This window comes from Limimaricola variabilis (assembly GCF_014195545.1).
GTDB classification, from domain to species: domain Bacteria; phylum Pseudomonadota; class Alphaproteobacteria; order Rhodobacterales; family Rhodobacteraceae; genus Limimaricola; species Limimaricola variabilis.
Window position 1 is genome coordinate 1 of the sequence record NZ_JACIBX010000005.1, and the last position, 20,329, is coordinate 20,329.

General features: G+C 68.7%; 15 protein-coding genes. 13 read left to right on the top strand and 2 right to left on the bottom strand.

The window, feature by feature from the left end:
- Positions 1–118 precede the first annotated feature (118 nt).
- Positions 119–1,096 (top strand): asparaginase, encoded by a 978-nt coding sequence (locus tag FHS00_RS07985; RefSeq protein WP_183471634.1) that lies wholly within the window; start codon positions 119–121, stop codon positions 1,094–1,096.
- Between the two features lie 5 nt (positions 1,097–1,101).
- Here FHS00_RS07985 and FHS00_RS07990 read toward each other — a convergent pair whose 3' ends face one another.
- A complete protein-coding gene (locus FHS00_RS07990; protein WP_183471636.1) occupies positions 1,102–1,707 on the bottom strand; it encodes a response regulator transcription factor in 606 nt (201 codons plus the stop codon).
- A gap of 269 nt (positions 1,708–1,976) precedes the next feature.
- Here FHS00_RS07990 and FHS00_RS07995 point away from each other — a divergent pair, with 269 nt between their 5' ends.
- From FHS00_RS07995 to FHS00_RS08010, 4 genes are all read left to right on the top strand, one after another.
- Positions 1,977–2,462, top strand: coding sequence for a putative pterin-binding protein (locus FHS00_RS07995; protein ID WP_183471638.1), 486 nt, complete (start codon positions 1,977–1,979; stop codon positions 2,460–2,462).
- A 168-nt stretch (positions 2,463–2,630) separates the two neighbouring features.
- Positions 2,631–3,089: a hypothetical protein gene (locus FHS00_RS08000; RefSeq protein WP_183471640.1), complete on the top strand. Its 459-nt coding sequence runs from the start codon at positions 2,631–2,633 to the stop codon at positions 3,087–3,089.
- A gap of 175 nt (positions 3,090–3,264) precedes the next feature.
- The gene (locus tag FHS00_RS08005; RefSeq protein ID WP_183471642.1) at positions 3,265–4,233 is read left to right on the top strand and encodes a TAXI family TRAP transporter solute-binding subunit; all 969 of its coding nucleotides are present in this window, start codon (positions 3,265–3,267) and stop codon (positions 4,231–4,233) included.
- Positions 4,234–4,339: 106 nt separating this feature from the next.
- Complete coding sequence (locus FHS00_RS08010; RefSeq protein WP_183471644.1) at positions 4,340–6,979, top strand: TRAP transporter permease; 2,640 nt, start codon at positions 4,340–4,342, stop codon at positions 6,977–6,979.
- Positions 6,980–7,050: 71 nt separating this feature from the next.
- Here the strand turns inward: FHS00_RS08010 and FHS00_RS08015 are convergent, their stop codons facing one another.
- Entirely contained in the window at positions 7,051–8,355 is a 1,305-nt protein-coding gene (locus FHS00_RS08015; RefSeq protein ID WP_183471646.1) for a VTT domain-containing protein, read from the bottom strand.
- Between the two features lie 315 nt (positions 8,356–8,670).
- Here FHS00_RS08015 and FHS00_RS08020 point away from each other — a divergent pair, with 315 nt between their 5' ends.
- The 8 genes from FHS00_RS08020 to FHS00_RS08055 all read left to right on the top strand — a co-directional run bounded on the left by FHS00_RS08020 (position 8,671) and on the right by FHS00_RS08055 (position 20,278).
- Complete coding sequence (locus tag FHS00_RS08020; RefSeq protein ID WP_183471648.1) at positions 8,671–9,255, top strand: ANTAR domain-containing response regulator; 585 nt, start codon at positions 8,671–8,673, stop codon at positions 9,253–9,255.
- The gene (locus tag FHS00_RS08025) at positions 9,252–10,376 is read left to right on the top strand and encodes an ABC transporter substrate-binding protein (protein WP_183471651.1); all 1,125 of its coding nucleotides are present in this window, start codon (positions 9,252–9,254) and stop codon (positions 10,374–10,376) included. Before FHS00_RS08020 ends, FHS00_RS08025 begins: the two co-directional genes overlap by 4 nt.
- Positions 10,377–10,635: 259 nt before the next feature.
- Positions 10,636–12,003, top strand: a complete 1,368-nt coding sequence (locus tag FHS00_RS08030; protein WP_183471653.1) for a CmpA/NrtA family ABC transporter substrate-binding protein — start codon at positions 10,636–10,638, stop codon at positions 12,001–12,003.
- 74 nt (positions 12,004–12,077) lie between these two features.
- A complete protein-coding gene (locus FHS00_RS08035; protein ID WP_183471655.1) occupies positions 12,078–13,160 on the top strand; it encodes an ABC transporter permease in 1,083 nt (360 codons plus the stop codon).
- A gap of 5 nt (positions 13,161–13,165) precedes the next feature.
- Positions 13,166–14,851: an ABC transporter ATP-binding protein gene (locus FHS00_RS08040; protein WP_183471657.1), complete on the top strand. Its 1,686-nt coding sequence runs from the start codon at positions 13,166–13,168 to the stop codon at positions 14,849–14,851.
- Positions 14,852–14,856: 5 nt separating this feature from the next.
- The gene (nirB, locus tag FHS00_RS08045) at positions 14,857–17,298 is read left to right on the top strand and encodes a nitrite reductase large subunit NirB (RefSeq protein WP_183471659.1); all 2,442 of its coding nucleotides are present in this window, start codon (positions 14,857–14,859) and stop codon (positions 17,296–17,298) included.
- Complete coding sequence (gene nirD, locus FHS00_RS08050; RefSeq protein ID WP_183471661.1) at positions 17,295–17,627, top strand: nitrite reductase small subunit NirD; 333 nt, start codon at positions 17,295–17,297, stop codon at positions 17,625–17,627. Before nirB ends, nirD begins: the two co-directional genes overlap by 4 nt.
- Positions 17,624–20,278 carry a nitrate reductase gene (locus FHS00_RS08055; RefSeq protein WP_183471663.1) on the top strand — a complete coding sequence of 885 codons (2,655 nt, stop codon included), beginning with the start codon at positions 17,624–17,626 and terminating at the stop codon, positions 20,276–20,278. The genes nirD and FHS00_RS08055 overlap by 4 nt, the downstream gene beginning before the upstream one ends.
- Positions 20,279–20,329: the final 51 nt, after the last annotated feature.

A 20,329-nucleotide genomic window follows, 5' to 3' on the forward strand; every position in this document is an offset into this window, starting at 1 on the left:
AGGGCTTGTTTTGCTGGGGCGAATGCCGAAAGAAGTGCCTGCAACAGGACCTGAACCAGGGCGGCAAACCGCTTGGAACAGGCCGCGGGCACCAACGGAATTTGACGAAGGACGGATCATGACCGGGGTCACCTTGATTTCGACGGGCGGCACCATCGCCTCGCGCCATTCCGAGGCCGAGGGCGCGGTGGTGGCGGGGCTGGGCGGCAGCGCGCTGCTCGCGGCGCTGCACGACCCGCTCGAGGGGATCGAGGTGCGGGTCGAGGAATTCCGCGAACTCAACAGCTTCGCCCTGACGCTCGCGGATGCGCATGGCCTCGTCGCGGCGATCCGCGCGGCGCTGGCGCAGCCCGATTGCGCCGGCGTGGTCGTGACCCACGGTACCGACACGATGGAGGAAAGCGCCTATCTCGCCGACATCCTCGTGGACGGCGACAAGCCGGTGATCTTCACCGGGGCGCAGCGCCACGCGGGCGATCCCGACAGCGACGGGCCGCGCAACATCGCCGACGCGATCCGCGTCGCGGCCTCTCCGGCGGCGCGCGGTATCGGCGCGGCGATCGTCTTCGAGGGCGAGATCCACGCCGCGCGCGACGTCACCAAGGCGCATGCCTCGCGCACCGACGCCTTCCGCTCTCCCGGACTGGGCAAGATCGGCGAGGTCGATCTGGACGAGGTGCATCTCTATCGCCATCCCGGTCCGCGCCGGCTGGTCGAAGATGCGGGCCTCGTCGAGGAGGTCGAGCTGATGCGCATGGCGCTGGGCATGACCCCGGCCTTTCTCGACTACTGCGCCGCCAATGGCGCGCGTGGGGTCGTGATCGAGGGCTTCGGTCGCGGCAACGCGCCGCGCGGCTTCGCGCAGGCGGTGGCGCGGCTCACCGAGGCGGGGGTGCCGGTGCTGGTCGCGTCGCGCTGCGGCGAAGGCCGGACGCGCACGGTCTATGGCGGCGACAGCGGGGCCGCGACGCTGGTCGGGGCGGGCGCGATGCTCACCGGGACGCTGTCGGGCCTCAAGGCGCGGCTGCTGCTCTCGGCGCTGCTGGCGGCCGGTGTGGGGCGGGACGGGATCGCGGCGGCGCTGGCGCGGGCCTGAACCGGTCAGATCAGGCTGCGGTCGCGCGCCATCATCGCCGCCTGGGTGCGGTTCCGCGCGCCCAGCTTGCGGCACAGCGTCTTGACGTGCAGCTTGACCGTCACCTCCTGGATCTCGTGGTCGCGGGCGATCTCCTTGTTCGATTTCCCCTCTGTCAGCCCCTGCAGCACCTGCCGCTCGCGCGGGGTGAGCAGGTGCCGCTCCGTGGGAACGTCATTGGCGCTCAGGAAGTCGTGCGGCGCGTAGGTCTCGCCCATCGCCATGAACTTCACGGCGTTGACCAGCGACCGCGCGGTCATGGTCTTGGGCACAAACCCGGCCGCCCCGGCGGCGAGCGCGGCTTCGGCCACGGCGCGGTCGGCGATGCCCGACATCAGCGCCACCGGGTTGCCGCCGGCGAGGTCGAGCGCGGCCTGTAGCCCGTTCAGCCCCTCCATGCCGGGCATCATGTAGTCGAGCAGCACCAGCTCGAAGGGCCCGGCCCGCTGCATCTCGGTCATGGCGGCGGTGTGGCTGTCGCACTGGATCACCCGCATGCCGCCGTCGAGCTCCAGAAGAGCCGCCATCATTTCCCGCACCAGACCATGATCGTCGGCGATCAGAATTCGCATTTCACCCTCCGGTGGTGGCAAGGACTGGTCAGATCCCTTATGCGGCAAGAACCTTGACGAATTCGGGCAACGGTGTGTCCGGCTGCCCGATCATGCGCGTGACGGTGCGTCGCTTTCGTCGCGCCGCCTCCCGGCTCCGCTGCCGGGCGACCCTATGCGGACAGGTCGGCGACCCTACCCATCTGAGTAAGAAGCTCTCCCAATGCGAAGTGGCCTTGGGAATAGAGTTGGGGCATTTTCCTGGAGATGCAACCGGAAGGCGATAACGCATGTTCAGGACTGCACTCAATCCCTTGCTCTTTCTGCTTCTGGCTGCGCTGCCTCTCCCGCTTTCCGCCGAGACGGGCCTGCCGCTTCGGGTGACCGGGCCGGATCGGACGGTGACACTGTTCGACCTCGAGGCGCTAGACGCGCTGCCGCAGGAGAGCTTCGTCACCGGCACGATCTGGACCGACGGCCAGGCACAATTCTCCGGCGTGCCGCTGGCGGCGCTGCTCGACCGGACCGGTATCGCGGGCATGGCTGACCAAGTGGAATTGGTGGCGCTGAACGACTACCGGATCGAGATTCCGGTCGCGGAGATCGATCCGAACGCGCCGATCATCGCGACCCGGGTCGATGGCCGGGCCATGCCGGTGCGCGAAAAGGGGCCGTTCTGGCTGGTCTATCCCTATGACCGGGATTCGCGCTACCGCACCGAGACGACCTTCGCGCGCAGCATCTGGCAACTCACGCAGGTCAACGCCGCACGCTGAGAGGGTGAAGATGGTGGCGACCATCGCGGCCCGGTGGCACGAGAATCGTCGTGCGCCGGCCGGACTTGGTATAGAATATTACCTCTAGCCAAAGGACTCACCGAATTCATCGTGGTCAGGCCCGCCGTATCGGCGCGGCCCATGCGAGTGATCGTCATGAAACGTGCAATGCTCGGAGTCGCCCTCGCCGGGGCGCTCGTGCTCTCCGGTCTCGCGACGGCGCAGGCCAAACGCCGTCCGGCCCTTGCCCCGCAACCCCCTTCGGCCCAGCTCGACGAAGATGCAGCCGCCGCCGCCTTGGCGCGGCTGACCCCGCATGAATGGCGGCAGGTGCGCCGCTGGATCGCCGCTTGCCTCGACGAACGTCCCCGCGACGCGCCGCCGCTTCCTCCGATGGAAATCACCCTGCGGATCGGTTCCGACCGGCTGCTCGGGCTGCTGCCCGCCTCGGTCGGCGACAGCCGTCCGCCGGGCGCGGCCAAGATGGCGCCCGCTAGGCTCGAAGCGGCCCTCGCCGAGTGCGGCGCGCCAGCGCTCTACGCGCCGCCCGGTCCCGATCCGCTCGACCTGCTGATGCGGATCAACCCGGTCACCGGAGAGAGCCAGCCTGTCCGCCGACTCCCCTGAAACCCGTGGGGCGGCGTGCCACGCGCGGCACGGATCGCGTGTTCCGCACGAACTTCCCGCATCGTAACCTGTTGACCCGCCACGGCGGTTGACTTTCACGGGCAAGAGATCAGCCTTAGGCGCACAGATCGCCTAGGCGATCCATGATAATGTAAAACCCGAAGGGAGAGACCGCATGAACATCCGTATCGCAGGCGCCGCGGCGGCGCTGGCGCTGGTCGCCGGCGGCGCATCGGCCCAGGACGACCAGACCTTCATCTCGATTGGCACCGGTGGCGTGACCGGCGTCTACTACCCGACCGGCGGTGCGATCTGCCGTCTGGTGAACCGTGGCCGCGCCGATCACGGCATCCGCTGCGGCGTCGAGTCGACCGGCGGTTCCGTCTACAACATCAACGCGCTGCGCTCGGGCGAGCTGGAATTCGGCGTCGCCCAGTCCGACTGGCAGTTCCACGCCATCGAGGGCACCTCGCAGTTCGAGGAGCAGGGGGCCTTCGAGGACCTGCGCGCGGTGTTCTCGGTCCACCCCGAGCCCTTCACCGTCGTGGCCCGCGCCGATGCCGGCATCGAGACCTTCGAGGATCTCAAGGGCAAGCGCGTCAACGTCGGCAACCCGGGCTCCGGCCAGCGCGGCACCATGGAAGTGCTGATGGAGGCCATGGGCTGGACCATGGACGACTTCCAGCTGACCTCCGAGCTGCAGGCAGCCGAGCAGAGCCAGGCACTGTGCGACAACAACATCGACGCGATGGTCTACACCGTTGGCCACCCGTCGGGCTCGATCCAGGAAGCCACCACCGCCTGCGACGCGGTGCTGGTGGACGTCTCCGGCGAGGCCGTCGACAAGCTCGTCGAGGAGAACCCCTACTACCGCACCGCCACCATCCCGGGCGGCATGTATCGCGGCAATGACGAGGACACCGCGACCTTCGGCGTCGGCGCGACCTTCGTGACCTCGGCCACCGTGCCTGAGGAGGTCGTCTACGAGGTGACCAAGGCGGTGTTCGAGAACTTCGACCAGTTCAAGGGCCTGCACCCGGCCTTCGCCGATCTCACCAAGGAAGAGATGGTCGCCGATGGTCTCTCCGCCCCGTTGCATGCGGGCGCCGAGAAGTACTATCGCGAGGCCGGGCTGATCGAGTGATCGCCAGACAACGCTGAATGATTGGCCGGGGCGCGTGTGAAACGCGCCCCGGCCCGACCCGTCTCGGCGACGGGGTTTCGGGACAACATGAGAGGGAGCGCGTCCGATGGCAGAGCAGCGCGAGGACCGGGACGACCGGCAATTTTCGGACGACGACCTTCAGGATCTCGTCACCAGCAGCGATTCCGGCGCTCGCGCGCCCGTGAACCGCGCCACCGCGATGTTGATCGCCGGCACCGCCATGGCCTGGTCGCTGTTTCAGCTCTGGATCGCCCAGCCGCAGCTGTGGTTCGGGGCCTACCTGCCGGTCCTCAACTCCTCGCAGACGCGGCCCATCCACCTCACCTTCGCGATCTTCCTCGCCTTCCTCGCCTATCCGGCCTTCAAGTCGAGCCCCCGGCACAAGGTGCCGCTGGTCGACTGGGCGCTGGCCCTGATCGGCGCCTTCTGCGCCTTCTACGTCTTCTGGTTCTCCGACACGCTGGCGATGACCGCGCGCTCGGGTCTGCCCACGCAGGCGCAGGTGATCATCGGCTCGGTCGGCATCCTGGTGCTGCTCGAAGCTTCGCGCCGGGCGCTCGGCCCGGCCCTCACCGTGGTCGGCGGCCTGTTCCTCGCCTATGCCTATTTCGGCACCGGCTGGCTCATTCCAGACCTTGTCGAGCATGAGGGGCTGTCCTTCACCTCGCTGATCAACGCGCAGTGGCTCGACACCGCGGGCGTCTTCGGCATTCCGCTGGGCGTCTCGACGGCCTTCGTCTTCCTCTTCGTGCTGTTCGGCTCGCTCTTGGACAAGGCGGGCGCGGGCAACTACTTCATCCAGCTCGCATTCGCGGGTCTGGGCCATCTGCGCGGCGGTCCGGCCAAGGCCGCCGTCGTCGGCTCGGCGATGACCGGCCTGATCTCGGGCTCGTCCATCGCCAACGTGGTTACCACCGGCACCTTCACCATTCCGCTGATGAAACGGGTGGGCTTTTCAAAGGAGCAGGCGGGCGCCGTTGAGGTGGCTTCTTCGGTCAACGGCCAGATCATGCCCCCGGTGATGGGCGCAGCCGCCTTCCTGATGGTCGAGTTCATCGGCATCTCCTATCTCGAGGTGATCAAGCACGCCTTCATCCCGGCGGTGATCTCCTACATCGCGCTGGTCTACATCGTGCATCTCGAGGCGCTGAAGCGCGGCATGCCGGCGCTGGGCGAAAGCAAGAGCTTCTCCGGCATGATCATCAAGTTCGCGCTGGGCTTCGTGGTGGCAGGCGTTGGCTTCACCGCGCTGATCTACGGCGTCGATGCGCTTGAAGGCGCGCTGCCCTCGCTGGCCGCGCCGGTGATGATGATCGTTCTCGGCCTCGTCTATCTCGGCCTCGTCGCGGTGGCGGCCAAGCGGCCGGACCTCGCCATGGACGACCCCTCCGACGAAGAGATCCGCCTGCCGACGGTGGGCGAGGTCTATGCCACCGGCCTGCACTACGTTCTGCCGATCCTAGTGCTGGTGTGGTTCCTGATGGTCGAGCGGCAGAGCCCGGCCAAGTCGGCTTTCTATGCCACCTGCCTGATGCTGCTGATCATCGTCACCCAGCGTCCGCTCAAGGCGCTGTTCCGGGGGCAGGGGGGGCACCTCGCCTCCGAATTCGCGGCCGGTTTCCGCGACCTGCGCGACGGCCTCGTGGCAGGGGCGCGCAACATGATCGGCATCGGCGTCGCGACCGCGGCCGCCGGCATCATCGTCGCCACCGTCACCAAGACCCCGATTGGGACCGAGCTCGCCGGTCTCGTCGAGCAGCTCTCGGGCGGCATCCTGATCCTGATGCTGATCTTCGTGGGGCTGTTCTCGCTGATCCTCGGCATGGGGCTACCGACCACGGCGAACTACATCGTGGTGTCGTCTCTGATGGCCTCGGTCGTGGTCAATCTCGGCGCACAGGAGGGGCTGATCGTGCCGCTGATCGCGGCCCACCTCTTCGTGTTCTACTTCGGCATCATGGCCGACGTGACACCGCCCGTGGGCCTCGCTTCCTTCGCCGCCGCCGCCGTCTCGGGTGGCGACCCGATCAAGACCGGCTTCACAGCCTTCTTCTACTCGCTGCGGACCGTCGCGCTGCCGTTCCTGTTCATCTACAACCCGGCGCTGATCCTCTACGGCATCGATCTTGGCACGTGGTTCGGGATCGGGCAGGCGGTGTTCATCTTCGTGGTGGCGACCTTCGCGATGCTGCTCTTTGCCGCCGCGACGCAGGGCTATTTCCTCGCGCCCTCGAAGATCCATGAATCCGCCGCGCTCCTGCTGGTGGCCTTCACGCTGTTCGTGCCGGGCTTCTGGCTCAACCAGATCCAGAGCCCGTTCCAGACCTTCCCCCCGGCCGAGTTCGAAACGGCGGTGGCCGAGGCCGATCCGGGCGACACGCTGCGGCTCAGGATCGAGGGGCCGGACTTCACTTCCGGCGCAATGACCGAGACCACGCTGGTGATGCAGGTGGCCGAAGGCGAGGTGGCGGAGCGGATCGACGCCTCTGGGCTCCTGCTCTTCCCCGAGGGTGACACGATGCGGCTCGACGAGCCGATGTTCGGCACCACCGCGGCCGAGAAGCTGGCGAATTTCGACTTCTATTCCGACACGCCGGTGGCGCTGTCGCAGATCCAGGCCCCGCGCGAGCGGATCACGAAGTACGTGTTCTACGTTCCGGCCCTGCTGTTGCTGGCGGGGGTGGTGCTGCTCCAGCGCCGCCGCCAGACCGTGCCGGCCTTCTGAGACGCGAAACGGCGCCCTGCATAGGCAGGGCGCTGTCCATGACCGCGAGACGCGACCTCTCGCCGGTATGCCTAGCGGGCGACGCCTTCGCAGAGCGTCGCGAGATCCGGCGCGCCGGGGGCCGTCAGCACCGCGATCCGTCCGTCGCTCTCGAATTGCCAATCGGATTCCGCGCGCGTGGCGGGCCCCGCCAGTCGCCAGCGCACGCCGGGCACGGCGCTGGTGATCACCTCCGCCTCGCGGTTGCGGGCGGTGTCGGTATAGGGAAACAGGTCGTAGGCCAGCACCGGCACGCGGCCCTGCAGCCGCAGCGTCACCGCGTCGATCCGCCCCACAGAGGCCAATTGCACGGCCGGGGCACCCTCGGGCATGGCGACGGGCCAGAGACGCAGTTGCGTACGCGGTACTGCGCCGCGCTCCTCTTGCCAGGCGAGATCGGTGGCGATGCCCTTGAGCAGCAGCGACGAGGCCGGCGGCAGGCCGCGTAGCGTCAGCACCAATATCTCAAGCGGCTCGAGGTCGCCACGCGCATAGGTGCGGTTGCGCAGCCAGCCGAGGCTCTCGAGCAGGCGCGCCGGGTTGTCGAAGCCGATCAAGGCGAGGTTCACCGGCTGTGCTTCGTGCAGGGGGGTCTCGCCGGTGCGCGCCACCAAGGTTTCGTCGAGGGCGCGGCAGGCGGTCGCCAGCGGTACCGGCGCCACGCGCTCGACCGCCTCGACCCGGGCGGTCAGGGTGCCGAGATTGACCGCGACGAACATCGCGAGCGCCAGCACCACCGAATAGGCGATCCGGATTGACAAGGCGTGCCGCGTCTGGCGCAGGATCAGCGCCGTGCCGAGAAGCAGGATCGCGGCGAGGCCGATCAGCACCCAGTAGGGCGACAGCCAGATCAGCAGCGAGTCGCCCGGCTCCAACCCGAATACGGCGAGACCGCGCGCGGTCGCGTAGCCGATCGCCACGTATTGCGCCACGGCGAGCACCGCGCCCAGCGCCGAGACCGCCAGATAGGTGAGGGGCCGCATGCCCCAGGCGCCGGCCAGCACCTGGCTGAGCGTGGCGATCGGCCAGATCAGCTGCGCCAGCACCACGAAGGGCGCGCCGCGCCGCATGAACAGCCGACGGGCCCGCGCCATCGCGCCCGGCGCCGCGTCCATCCGCGCCAGCACCCGCGCACCCGCCAGCCGACCGAGCCAGAACGAGGCCTGCGCGCCGATCCACGCCCCAAGCATGCAGGCAAGGATCGAGCTCCAGCCGCCCTGCGGTAGCTGCGTGCCGAGATAGACATAGACAGGTTCGGTGGGCACGAAGGCGCTGATGATCGGCAGCTGGTTCACCATCGTTGCCAGCAGCAGCGCCGGTATGCCCCACGACAACATGCAACGACCCCTTCGGTGGCGCGCCCGGCGCACCGTTCTCGCCCTGCGCCTTGCCGGTCCGCTGTAGCGTCTCGCGCGCGAACGTGCATCCCCGTTCGGCCCGTCCGGGTCCCCTGCGCCAACCGGGGGTGGCAGGGCTGCCGCAATCGGGCGTCACAACGGGCGCCCGCGCGGCAGGCGAAATGTGCCCAATAAAGCATCATTCCGGGCGCATGGGCGGACAGGAAGCATGCAGGTGCCGAATTTCATCGCATCTCGCAGGCGGTCCGGAGGGCCGACGTTGACCACGCGCGGTGGTGGCCGGATGGCTGCGCCATGGGCGACAGGTTGAGCATCGTAGTGGTGGAGCCGGATCGGGAGCGCGCGCGCCTGATCGTCGAAAGCCTGCGCGCCACCGGCGACCACGAGATCCGCGTGCTGCATGAGGCGACCGGTCTCGCCCGGCGGATCGGCGAAGCCGACCCCGACATTGTGCTTATCGACATCGCCGATCCGTCCCGCGACACGCTCGAAGAGCTGGCGCTGGCCTCGGGCCCGCTCGACCGGCCGGTGGCGATGTTCGTCGATCGCAGCGAGCAGGGGCTCACACGCGCGGCGATCGAAGCCGGGGTCTCGGCCTATGTGGTCGACGGTCTGCGCCCCGAGCGGCTCAAGCCGGTGCTCGACGCGGCGATGGCGCGGTTTCAGGTGTTCCGGCAGATGAGGACCGAGCTGGCGGCGACGCGCCGCGCGCTCGAGGAGCGCAAGGTGATCGACCGGGCCAAGGGCATCCTGATGAAGGCGCGCGGCATCGACGAGGGCGAGGCCTATGCGCTGCTGCGCCGCACGGCGATGGATCAGGGGCGGCGGCTGGCCGAGGTGGCGGAGTCCTTGGTCACCGCGGCGGGGCTGCTGTCATGAACCTGCCGGTGATCGCGCTGGGCTTCACGCCGCTGGTCGACGCGGCCCCGGTCATCGTCGCGCGCGAGATGGGCTTCGCCCGCGCCGAGGGTATCGACATCGCGCTGCACCGTGCGCCCTCCTGGTCTGCCTCGCGCGACATGCTGGCTTTTGGCGCGGTGGACGCGGCGCACATGCTCTCGGCGGTGCCCGTCGCCACGGCGCTGGGGCTGGGCGGGGCGGGCGCGCCGATCCATGCGCTGTCGGTGCTGTCTCTCAATGGCAATGTGATCGGCGTCAGCCGCGATCTTGCCGCGCGGATGCGCGCGCGGGGGCATGGCTTCGGCTTCGACGATGCAGGCACCGCCGTGCTGGCGCTGCGCGACGCCGCAGGGGCGGGGCTCAGGATCGGCGTGCCCTTTCCCTTTTCCATGCATGCCGAACTGATCCGCCACTGGCTCGCCACCGCGGCACCGGGCGCCGAGGTGCAGATCCGCAGCGTGCCGCCGCCGCTGATGGCCGAGGCGATCGGGGCGGGCGAGATCGACGCCTTCTGCGTCGGCGAACCCTGGGGCTCGATCGCAGTGGAAACCGGCACGGGCGAGCTGCTGCTGCCGGGGGCCGCGATCTGGGACGCCGCGCCTGAAAAAGTGCTGGCGGTGCGCGCCGGAGAGGCGGGTGACCCGGGCTTCGAGCCGTTGCTGCGGGCCGTGTGGCGGGCCGGGCGCTGGCTGGCGCAGCCGGGTAGCCGGACCGCCGCCGCCGAACTCCTGGCCCGGCCGGAATATCTCGACATGCCGGCCGAACTGGTCGATCGGGCGCTATCGGGGCGTCTCACGGTCTCCTCGCGCGGCGAGGTGCGGCGCGTGGATCGGCTGGTGAGCTTCGATCCCACCGAGGCCGGCTACCCCTGGGGCGCACAGGCGGCATGGATCGGCCGCCGCCTGGCAGCGCGCGCCGGGCGCGACCCGGAGGCGGCGGCGCGCAGTGTGACGGCCGTGTTTCGCGGTGATCTCTACCGCCGGGCGCTGGCGGCTACCGGCGCTGCGTTGCCCCCGGGCGATTCCGATCCGCAGGCCCCCGGGCTGCGGCCCGAGCGGTTCTTCGACGGACGCATTTTCGACTCTTCGCCGGTCCGGTGATCAATTTTCGGGCAGTTCCGCGCATGACGTCCGGAGGCAACGCCGCATCGCGGCAATGCCCTTGCGGCAAGGGAGCGGAAGGGTCCTAATCGACAATGTAGGCCGGGCAATGGCGCCGGGCCGACCGAATTCTCCCAGCGAATGGGCGATCTGGAGCAAAGCCGCTCGATGGTTCCGTGACCTTCCGGTCGCGAGATCTGTCGGCGGCTCTTTTTGTTTTTGCCCGGACCTGCCGGGCCACGGACAGGGAACGACCTTCATGACAAGGCTGACCGCGATCCTCGCTGCTTCCACATTCCTCGCCGGCCCCGCCATGGCCGAAATGCTGACGCTGGAGAAGGACGAGCTCACCTTCGGCTTCATCAAGCTCACCGACATGGCGCCGCTCGCGGTGGCCTATGAGCAGGGCTACTTCATGGATGAGGGGCTGTTCGTCACGCTCGAGGCGCAGGCGAACTGGAAGGTGCTGCTCGACGGCGTCATCGACGGCCAGCTCGACGGCGCGCACATGCTGGCGGGCCAGCCGCTCGCCGCGACCATCGGCTACGGCACCGAGGCGCATATCGTCACGCCCTTCTCGATGGATCTCAACGGCAACGGCATCACCGTGTCGAACGCCGTCTGGGAGGCGATGAAGCCCAACATCCCGACCGACGCCGAAGGTCGCCCGCAGCACCCGATCTCGGCCGCGGCCCTGAAGCCGGTGATCGAGCAGTACCGCGCCGAGGGAAAGCCCTTCAACATGGGCATGGTCTTCCCGGTCTCCACCCATAACTACGAGCTGCGCTACTGGCTCGCCGCAGGGGGCATCGAGCCGGGCTACTATTCCGAGCAGAACACCACCGGCCAGATCGGCGCCGAGGCACTGCTGTCGGTGACGCCGCCGCCGCAGATGCCCGCGACGCTCGAGGCCGGCACCATCTATGGCTACGCCGTGGGCGAGCCGTGGAACCAGCAGGCTGTCGCCATGGGCATCGGCGTGCCGGTGATCACCGATTACGAGCTTTGGAAGAACAACCCTGAGAAGGTCTTCGGCCTGACCGCCGACTTCATCGAGGAAAACCCCAATACCACGATCGCCATCACCAAGGCGCTGATCCGCGCCGCGATCTGGCTCGATGAGAACGACAACGCCAATCGCGAGGAAGCGGTCGAGATCCTGTCGCGCCCCGAATATGTGGGCGCCGATCCGGAAGTGATCGCGGCCTCGATGACCGGCACCTTCGAATACGAGAAGGGCGACGTGCGCGAGGTGCCGGACTTCAACACCTTCTTCCGCCACCACGCCACCTATCCCTTCTATTCGGACGCGGTGTGGTACCTCACCCAGATGCGCCGCTGGGGTCAGATCGCCGAGGCCAAGCCCGACAGCTGGTACGACGAAGTCGCCAAATCCGTCTACAAGCCCGAGATCTACCTCGAAGCGGCGCGGATGCTGGTCAAGGAGGGGCTCGCTGACGAGGCCGACTTCCCTTGGGACAGCGACGGCTACAAGGCGCCGACCCCGGCCGCCGATATCATCGACGGCATCGGCTATGACGGCCGCACCCCCAACGCCTATCTCGACAGCCTGCCGATCGGGCTGAAGGGCGACCAGACCGTGGTCGGCTCCGAAATCCAGGGCTGACCCCCGACAGGGACCCCGCCCGGGGTCCCGCCACTCCCATTCCCTCCGCAGATCCCAACCCCCGGAGCACCCCCATGACCGCAGTCGATCCCACCGCCATCGAGGCTGGCCACAAGGAGGCCCGGCGTGCCCGCTGGTTCGCGCGCCTCGGTGCTGCCGACCGCTGGTTCCAGGTCCTCGGCCTGGCCTGGCTCACCCCGCTGATCAAGGCCGCCGCCGGTGACAACCCGCGCGCGCAGATGCGCGATGTCTGGCGACTCCTGGGCGTGCCGCTCCTGGCCATCGCGGGCTTTCTCGCGCTCTGGGCCGCGCTGGCGCCGCAGGTCCAGACCTCGCTCGGCGCGATCCCCGGGCCGGGGCAGGTCTGGACCGAGGCCGTGGGCCTGCACGAGGACGCGGTTCGCACCGCGGAAAAGAAGGCCCGCTTCGAGGAGCAGGTGGCCCTGCGCAACGAGCGGCTGGTCGAGCAGGGCAGGGCGGATGAGGTCAAGGAAATCGCCTTCACCGGCTCGCCCTCCTATTACGACCAGATCGGCACCTCGATCATGACCGTGTTCTTCGGCTTCCTGGTGGCCAGCGCCGTGGCGATCCCGCTGGGCATCATGGCGGGCCTTTCGGCCACCGCCAACGCGGCGCTGAACCCGCTCATCCAGATCTTCAAACCGGTCTCGCCGCTCGCATGGCTGCCGATCGTGACCATGGTGGTCTCGGCCGTCAGCGCCGCCGAGGGCGGGCTGTTCGCCAAGTCGTTCCTCGTCTCCGCGATCACCGTGACGCTGTGCTCGCTCTGGCCGACGCTGATCAACACCGCGCTCGGCGTGGCGCAGGTCGACCGCGATCTGGTCAACGTCTCCAAGGTGCTGAAGATGAGCCCGCGCGCCAAGATCACCAAGCTGGTGCTGCCCTCGGCGCTGCCACTGATCTTCACCGGGCTGCGGCTGTCGCTCGGCGTGGGCTGGATGGTGCTGATCGCCGCCGAGATGCTGGCGCAGAACCCGGGCCTCGGAAAATTCGTCTGGGACGAGTTCCAGAACGGCTCCTCCTCCTCGCTGGCGCGGATCATCGTCGCGGTGCTGACCATCGGCATCATCGGCTTCCTGCTCGATCGGGTGATGTTCGCGCTGCAGTCGCTCTTCACCTACGCCCCGAACCGGTGATCGCCATGACAAGCATCCTGACATTCGACGACGTCTCCAAGGGTTTCGGCGAAGGCAAGACGCGCAAGGACGTGCTGCGCGGGATCGATCTCGACGTCGCAGAGGGAGAGTTCGTGGCGATCCTCGGCTTCTCGGGTAGCGGCAAGTCGACGCTGATGAACCTGATGGCCGGGCTGGTGACGCCCGACCAGGGCAGCGTCAGCTTCAAGGGCAAGCCCGTCTCCGGCCCCGGTCCCGAGCGCGGGCTGGTGTTCCAAAGCTACTCGCTGATGCCCTGGCTCACCGTGGCGGGCAACGTGATGCTCGCGGTCGAGGCGGTGCATCCCAAGCTGTCGAAGGCCGAGAAGGCCGCCAAGGCGCAGCGCTATATCGAGATGGTGGGTCTGGGCCATGCCACGACCCGCCGCCCGGCCGAGCTGTCGGGTGGCATGCGCCAGCGCGTCTCTGTCGCCCGCGCCTTGGCAATGGAGCCCGAGGTGCTGCTCCTCGACGAGCCGCTCTCCGCGCTCGACGCGCTGACCCGGGCCAATCTCGCCGACGAGATCCTCGAGATCTGGGAGCGCGAGCGCACCACCTGCGTGCTGATCACCAACGACGTCGACGAGGCGATCCTGCTCGCCGACCGCATCGTGCCCCTGAACCCGGACGGCACGCTGGGCGAGGCGGTGCAGGTGACGCTTCCGCGGCCACGTGACCGGGCGGCCATGAATTCCGACCCCGCCTTCAAGGCGCTGCGGGCCCGGGTGACGGGCTATCTGATGGATGTCGGCATCAAGTCCCGCGTCGAGGGCACGCGCCGCCTGCCGAACATCCGCCCGGTCCACGACCTGCCCGCCGCGCAGAAGGCGGCGCAGGAAGGCCTGATCGACGAGCGCTTCCTCGACTTCAGCCAGCTCCACAAGATCTACCCGACGCCGAAAGGCCCGCTGACAGTGGTCGAGGACTTCAATCTCAAGATGAACCGTGGCGAGTTCATCTCGCTGATCGGCCATTCGGGCTGCGGCAAGTCCACCGTGCTGACCATGGCCGCCGGTCTTAACGAGATCTCCAAGGGTGCGATCAAGCTCGACGGCCGCCATGTCGAGGGCGCCGATCCCGAGCGCGCCGTGGTGTTCCAGAGCCCCTCGCTCTTCCCGTGGCTCACCGCGCGCGAGAACGTCGCGGTGGGGGTCGACCGGGTCTATCCGCGGGCCAGCCAGGGCGAACGGCAGGAGGTGGTCGAACATTACCTTGAACGTGTGGGTCTCGGCGACGCGATGGACCGGATGGCCTCGGAGATGTCGAACGGCATGCGCCAGCGCGTCGGCATCGCCCGGGCCTTCGCCCTCTCGCCGAAGCTGCTGCTGCTCGACGAGCCCTTCGGCATGCTCGACAGCCTCACCCGCTGGGAGCTGCAGGAGGTTCTAATGGACGTCTGGGACCGGACCAAGACCACGGCGGTCTGCGTCACCCATGACGTCGACGAGGCGATCCTCTTGGCCGACCGGGTGGTGATGATGACCAACGGCCCCCGCGCCACCATCGGCAAGATCGTCGACGTGAACCTGCCGCGTCCGCGCACCCGCAAGGAGCTGCTGGAGCACGCGGACTACTACCACTACCGGCAGGAAGTGCTCGATTTCCTCGAGGAATACGAGCACGGCCGTGACCCTCGCAAGAAATCGGCGCCCAGCGCCATCGCAGCGGAGTGACCGCCATGACCCAGAAACTCGTCGTCATCGGCGCCGGCATGGCCTCCGGCCGGATGCTTGAGCACCTGTTCGAAAGCGACCCCTCGGCCTATGAAGTCACCCTCTTCAACGCCGAGCCGCGCGGCAACTACAACCGGCTGATGCTCTCTCCGGTTCTGTCTGGCGAGAAGACCTATGCCGAGATCGTCACCCATGACGAGGATTGGTACGCGGCCACTGGCGTCGCCTGCCGCTTCGGCGAGCGGGTGGTCGAGATCGACCGGGATCGCAAGGTCGTGGTCGGCGAGAAGGGCGAGGTACCCTATGACAAGCTCGTCGTCGCGACCGGTTCCGACCCCTTCATGATCCCGCTCCCGGGCCATGACCTCGAAGGCGTGATCCCCTACCGCGACCTCGAGGACACCGAGCGGATGATGGGCCTTTCGGCCAAGCCCGACGCGAAGGCGGTGGTCATCGGCGGCGGGCTCCTCGGTCTGGAGGCGGCGGCCGGCATGGCCGCGCGCGGCGTCGAGGTCACCGTGGTGCACATCATGGGCCACCTGATGGAGCGCCAGCTCGACGAAGCGGCGGGGTATCTCCTGCGCCGGGCCCTCACCGACAAGGGCATCAAGGTGATGTGCTCGGCCAACTCCAAGGAGATCCTGGGCGAGAACGGCCAGGTGAAGGCACTGCTGCTCGATGACGGCACCGAGCTGCCCTGCGACCTGCTGGTCATGGCGGTGGGCATTCGCCCGAGCGTGGCGCTCGCGAAATCCGCCGGTCTCGCGGTCGGGCGCGGCGTGCATGTCGACGACCAGATGGTCACCTCCGATCCGGACGTGTTGGCGCTGGGCGAATGCGTCGAGCACAACGGCGCGGTGTTCGGCCTCGTCGCCCCGCTTTACGACCAGGCCAAGGTGCTGGCCCAGACGCTGCTCGGTCAGGAAGCCGCGTTCCAGCCCAAGGAGGTCGCGACCAAGCTCAAGGTCACCGGTTGCGACCTGTTCTCGGCTGGCGACTTCGCCGAAGGCGAGGGCCGCGAGGACATCGTGTTCCGCGACCCGGCCCGCGGCGTCTACAAGCGGCTCGTGCTGGAAGGCGAGCGGCTGATCGGCGCGGTGATGTATGGCGACACCGCCGACGGCGCCTGGTTCCACGGCCTCATCAAGGACCGCGAAGACGTCTCGGAGATGCGCGACACGCTGATCTTCGGACCGGCCTTCCAGGGGGGCGCCCAAGCGGACCCTATGGCGGCCGTTGCAGCCTTACCGGCTGACGCAGAGATCTGCGGCTGCAACGGCGTGTGCAAGGGTCGGATCGTGGAGGCCGTCGAAGGCGGCGCCACGACCATCGAGGACGTGCGCGCCGTGACGAAGGCGTCGGGCTCCTGCGGCACCTGCACCGGGCTGGTGGAGCAGGTCATGGCCCTGTCCTTGGGTGATGATTTCGTCATGCCGACCGCCAAGCCGGTTTGCGGCTGCACCGACCTCACCCACGAGGATGTCCGTCGCCTCATCAAGGCGCGGGAGCTGAAGTCGCAGCCAGCGGTCTGGCAGGAGTTGGGCTGGACCACGCCCAATGGCTGCCATGTCTGCCGCCCGGCGGTGAACTACTACCTGCTGGCCGACTGGCCGCTCGAATACCAGGACGACCCGCAAAGCCGCTTCGTCAACGAGCGCAACCACGCCAACATCCAGAAGGACGGCACCTATTCGGTGGTGCCGCGCATGTGGGGCGGGCTGACCAATTCGCGCGAGCTGCGTGCCATCGCCGATGCCGCCGACAAGTACGGCGTGCCGACCGTCAAGGTCACTGGCGGCCAGCGCATCGATCTCCTGGGCGTGCGCAAGGAGGATCTGCCCGCGATGTGGGCCGATCTGAACGAGGCGGGCCTCGTCTCTGGCCACGCCTACTCCAAGGGGCTGCGCACCGTGAAGACCTGCGTCGGGCGCGAGCACTGCCGCTTCGGCACGCAGGACAGCACCGGCCTCGGCGTGAAGCTTGAAAAGCGGCTCTGGGGCTCCTGGACGCCGCACAAGGTCAAGCTCGCGGTCTCGGGCTGCCCGCGCAACTGCGCCGAGGCGACCTGCAAGGATCTGGGCATCGTCTGCGTCGACTCGGGCTTCGAGATCGGGGTCGGTGGCGCGGCGGGCATGGATCTCAAGGAGATCCAGCCCCTGGTGAAGGTCGCGACCGAGGCCGAGGCCGAGGAATGGTCGGTGGCCTTCGTGCAACTCTACCGCGAGCACGCCAAGTATCTCGACCGACCTTACAAGTGGATTGCCAAGGTCGGCATGGACTGGGTGCGCGCGGCGCTCTCGGACGCGGATGAGCGCGCGGCGTTGGTGGCGCGCTTCGACCTGAGCCAGACGATCTATCAGAAGGACCCTTGGGCCGAGCGGGCCGAACCGGCGCAGGCGCGCCGCTTCCAGCCGCTGGCTGATCTCACGCTGGAGGCTGCGGAATGAACTGGATCGATGTGGGCGCCCTCGACGATATTCCGCTGCGCGGCGCGCGGCTGGTCAAGACGCCGGTCGGCTGCGTAGCACTGTTTCGTACCGGCGAGGACGAGGTCTTCGCCGCCTCCGACCGCTGCCCGCATAAGGGCGGGCCGCTGTCGGAGGGCATCGTGCATGGCCGCGCGGTGACCTGCCCGCTGCACAATTGGGTGTTCGACCTCGAGACCGGCGATGCACAGGGCGCGGATGAGGGATCGATCCCGACCTATCCGCTGCGGGTCGAGAACGGACGGCTGCTGCTCGATGGCGACGCGGTGGGCCGCAGGGCGGCGGCATGACCGGGCCCGCGCATCTCTCCGCGCAGCCCGGCGAGATCCGCACCACCTGCGCCTATTGCGGCGTCGGCTGCGGCGTTCTTGCCAAGCCGGACGGGCAGGGCGGCCTGGCGGTGCGCGGCGATCCGGACCACCCGGCCAATCGCGGGCGGCTCTGCTCCAAGGGCACGGCGCTGGGCGAGACGATGGGCCTCGAGGATCGGCTACTGCATCCCGTGATCGGGGGGGTACGGGCCGATTGGGACACGGCGCTGAACCACGTCGCCGACCGGTTCCGCGAGACGATCGCCGAACACGGCCCCGACAGCGTCGCCTTCTACGTCTCGGGGCAGATGACCACCGAGGATTACTACGTCGCCAACAAGCTGATGAAGGGCTTCATCGGCTCAGCCAATATCGACACCAATTCGCGGCTCTGCATGGCCTCGACCGTGGCGGGCCACAAGCGCGCCTTCGGCACCGATACCGTCCCCGGCACCTACGAGGACCTCGAACTCGCGGATCTCGTGGTGCTGACCGGCTCCAACCTCGCCTGGTGCCACCCGGTGCTCTACCAGCGCATCGTCGCGGCCAAGGCGGCCCGGCCCGCGATGCGCGTCGTGGTGATCGATCCGCGCCGCACCGCGACCTGCGACATCGCCGATTTGCACCTCGCGATCGCGCCGGGGGCGGACGTGGCGCTGTTCAACGCGCTTTTGGCGGAGATCGACCGCCGCGGTGCGCGCGACCCGCGTTTCGCGCGTCATCTCGACGGCATGGCCGAGGCGCTGGCCGCCGCCCGGGTGGAGGATGTCTCGCTCACCGGGCTGAGTGCGGCAGAGATCGCAACCTTCCTCGACATGTGGATCGGCACCGAGAAGGTCGTGACCGTGTTCAGCCAAGGCGTGAACCAATCCGCCTCCGGCAGCGACAAGGTCAACGCCATCATCAACTGCCATCTCGCCACCGGCCGTATCGGGCAGCCGGGCATGGGCCCGTTCAGCGTCACCGGTCAGCCCAATGCCATGGGCGGGCGCGAGGTGGGCGGCCTCGCCAACGCGCTGGCGAGCCATCTCGACATCGACAACCCCGCCCATCGCGACGCGGTGCAAAGCTTCTGGAATGCCCCGGACATGCCGGCGGGCGCAGGTCTCAAGGCCGTCGACATGTTCCGCGCGGTCGAGCGCGGCGAGATCAAGGCGCTGTGGATCATCTGTACCAACCCGGCGATGTCGATGCCCGAGGCCGACCGGGTCCGCGCGGCCATCGCGAATTGCGATTTCGCGGCCGTGAGCGACATCACCGCCTCCACAGATACGGCGCGGCTCGCCCATGTGCTGCTCCCGGCTGCTGGCTGGGGCGAGCGCGACGGCAGCGTCACCAACTCCGACCGCACGATCAGCCGCCAGCGTGCCGTGCTGCCCGCCCCGGGTGAAGCGCGCCCCGACTGGGCAATTCTGGCCGAGGTCGGTCAGCGCATGGGCTGGCCGGGGGCCTTCGATTGGCCCGACGCGGCGGCGGTGTTTCGCGAGCACGCGGCGCTGTCCGGCGTGGCCGGGCGGCTGGGTGCCGATTTCGACATCTCTGATCACGCGGCGCTCGATGCGGAGGGCTATGCCACGCTCGCGCCGTTCCGCTGGCCCGCCGCCGGGGCGCGGCAGGGCGGGCGCTTCTTCCGCGACGGTCGGTTCTTCACGCCCTCCGGACGGGGCCGGATGATCCCGGTCACGGCGCGGCCGCCGGTGGCAGAGCCCGATGGGAACCACCCGTTCCAGCTCAACACCGGGCGCATCCGCGACCAATGGCACAGCATGACCCGCTCGGGCCGTTCGGCGCGGCTCAATCGGCACATGGGCGAGCCCTTCGTCGAGATCCACCCCGAGGATGCGGAGCGGCTCGGCCTCGTTCCGGCCGGTCTGGCCGAGCTGCGCAACCACGCCGGACGCGCGGTGCTGCGCGTGCTGGTCACCGACCGGGTGCGCCGGGGCGAGGTCTTCGCGCCGATCCACTGGAGCGGCGAGACCGCGCCCACGGGCCGGGTCGACGCGCTGGTGACGGCGCATGTCGATCCGGTGTCGGGGCAGCCCGAAAGCAAGGCGGTACCGGTCTCGGTCGCCCCCTATGCCGCGCGCTGGTTCGGCTTCGCGGTGACCCAAGCCCGGCCCGTGCCGGAATGCGGCTACTGGGCGCGTGCCCGGGTCGAGGGCGGCTGGCAAGTCGAGATGGCCGGAATCGAGACGCCGGAGGACTGGGAGGAGGAAGCACGGCGTCTGTTCGGCCTACCGGATGCGCAGATCATGCGCGTCTCGGACCCGGCGCGCGGAACTGAGCGGCTGGCCCTGATGGAGGAGGGGCGGCTGGTGGCGGCTCTCTTTGTCTCGCCCGAGCCGGTGGCGCTGTCGCGCGCGCATCTGGCCGGGATGCTGGGCGGCGAGGATCGGCAGGCGCTGTCGGGGCGGGCCGCCGCCGGTCGGCCCGATCCGGGGCCGGTGCTCTGCGCCTGCCTCGGTGTCGGCGTCAACACCATCCGGGAGGCGATCGTGACGGGCCGCGCCACCAGCGTCGCAACGATCTCCGAAGCACTGGGCGCGGGGAGCAATTGCGGCTCCTGCCGTCCGGAGATCGCGGCGCTGATCGCCGCCGCGCGGCCGGCGGCCACGCCGCGCGCCGCCTGAGCTGGGCCGCCGCCAGGGGAGGGGCGGCGGCAAAACCGCTTTATGCGGCCG

Bases quoted from the DNA above. Each gene is read 5' to 3' on its own strand.
- FHS00_RS07985 (WP_183471634.1), top strand. From the start codon at position 119: ATGACCGGGGTCACCTTGATTTCGACGGGCGGCACCATCGCCTCGCGC.
- FHS00_RS07990 (WP_183471636.1), bottom strand. From the start codon at position 1,707: ATGCGAATTCTGATCGCCGACGATCATGGTCTGGTGCGGGAAATGATG.
- FHS00_RS07995 (WP_183471638.1), top strand. From the start codon at position 1,977: ATGTTCAGGACTGCACTCAATCCCTTGCTCTTTCTGCTTCTGGCTGCG.
- FHS00_RS08000 (WP_183471640.1), top strand. From the start codon at position 2,631: ATGCTCGGAGTCGCCCTCGCCGGGGCGCTCGTGCTCTCCGGTCTCGCG.
- FHS00_RS08005 (WP_183471642.1), top strand. From the start codon at position 3,265: ATGAACATCCGTATCGCAGGCGCCGCGGCGGCGCTGGCGCTGGTCGCC.
- FHS00_RS08010 (WP_183471644.1), top strand. From the start codon at position 4,340: ATGGCAGAGCAGCGCGAGGACCGGGACGACCGGCAATTTTCGGACGAC.
- FHS00_RS08015 (WP_183471646.1), bottom strand. From the start codon at position 8,355: ATGTTGTCGTGGGGCATACCGGCGCTGCTGCTGGCAACGATGGTGAAC.
- FHS00_RS08020 (WP_183471648.1), top strand. From the start codon at position 8,671: ATGGGCGACAGGTTGAGCATCGTAGTGGTGGAGCCGGATCGGGAGCGC.
- FHS00_RS08025 (WP_183471651.1), top strand. From the start codon at position 9,252: ATGAACCTGCCGGTGATCGCGCTGGGCTTCACGCCGCTGGTCGACGCG.
- FHS00_RS08030 (WP_183471653.1), top strand. From the start codon at position 10,636: ATGACAAGGCTGACCGCGATCCTCGCTGCTTCCACATTCCTCGCCGGC.
- FHS00_RS08035 (WP_183471655.1), top strand. From the start codon at position 12,078: ATGACCGCAGTCGATCCCACCGCCATCGAGGCTGGCCACAAGGAGGCC.
- FHS00_RS08040 (WP_183471657.1), top strand. From the start codon at position 13,166: ATGACAAGCATCCTGACATTCGACGACGTCTCCAAGGGTTTCGGCGAA.
- nirB (WP_183471659.1), top strand. From the start codon at position 14,857: ATGACCCAGAAACTCGTCGTCATCGGCGCCGGCATGGCCTCCGGCCGG.
- nirD (WP_183471661.1), top strand. From the start codon at position 17,295: ATGAACTGGATCGATGTGGGCGCCCTCGACGATATTCCGCTGCGCGGC.
- FHS00_RS08055 (WP_183471663.1), top strand. From the start codon at position 17,624: ATGACCGGGCCCGCGCATCTCTCCGCGCAGCCCGGCGAGATCCGCACC.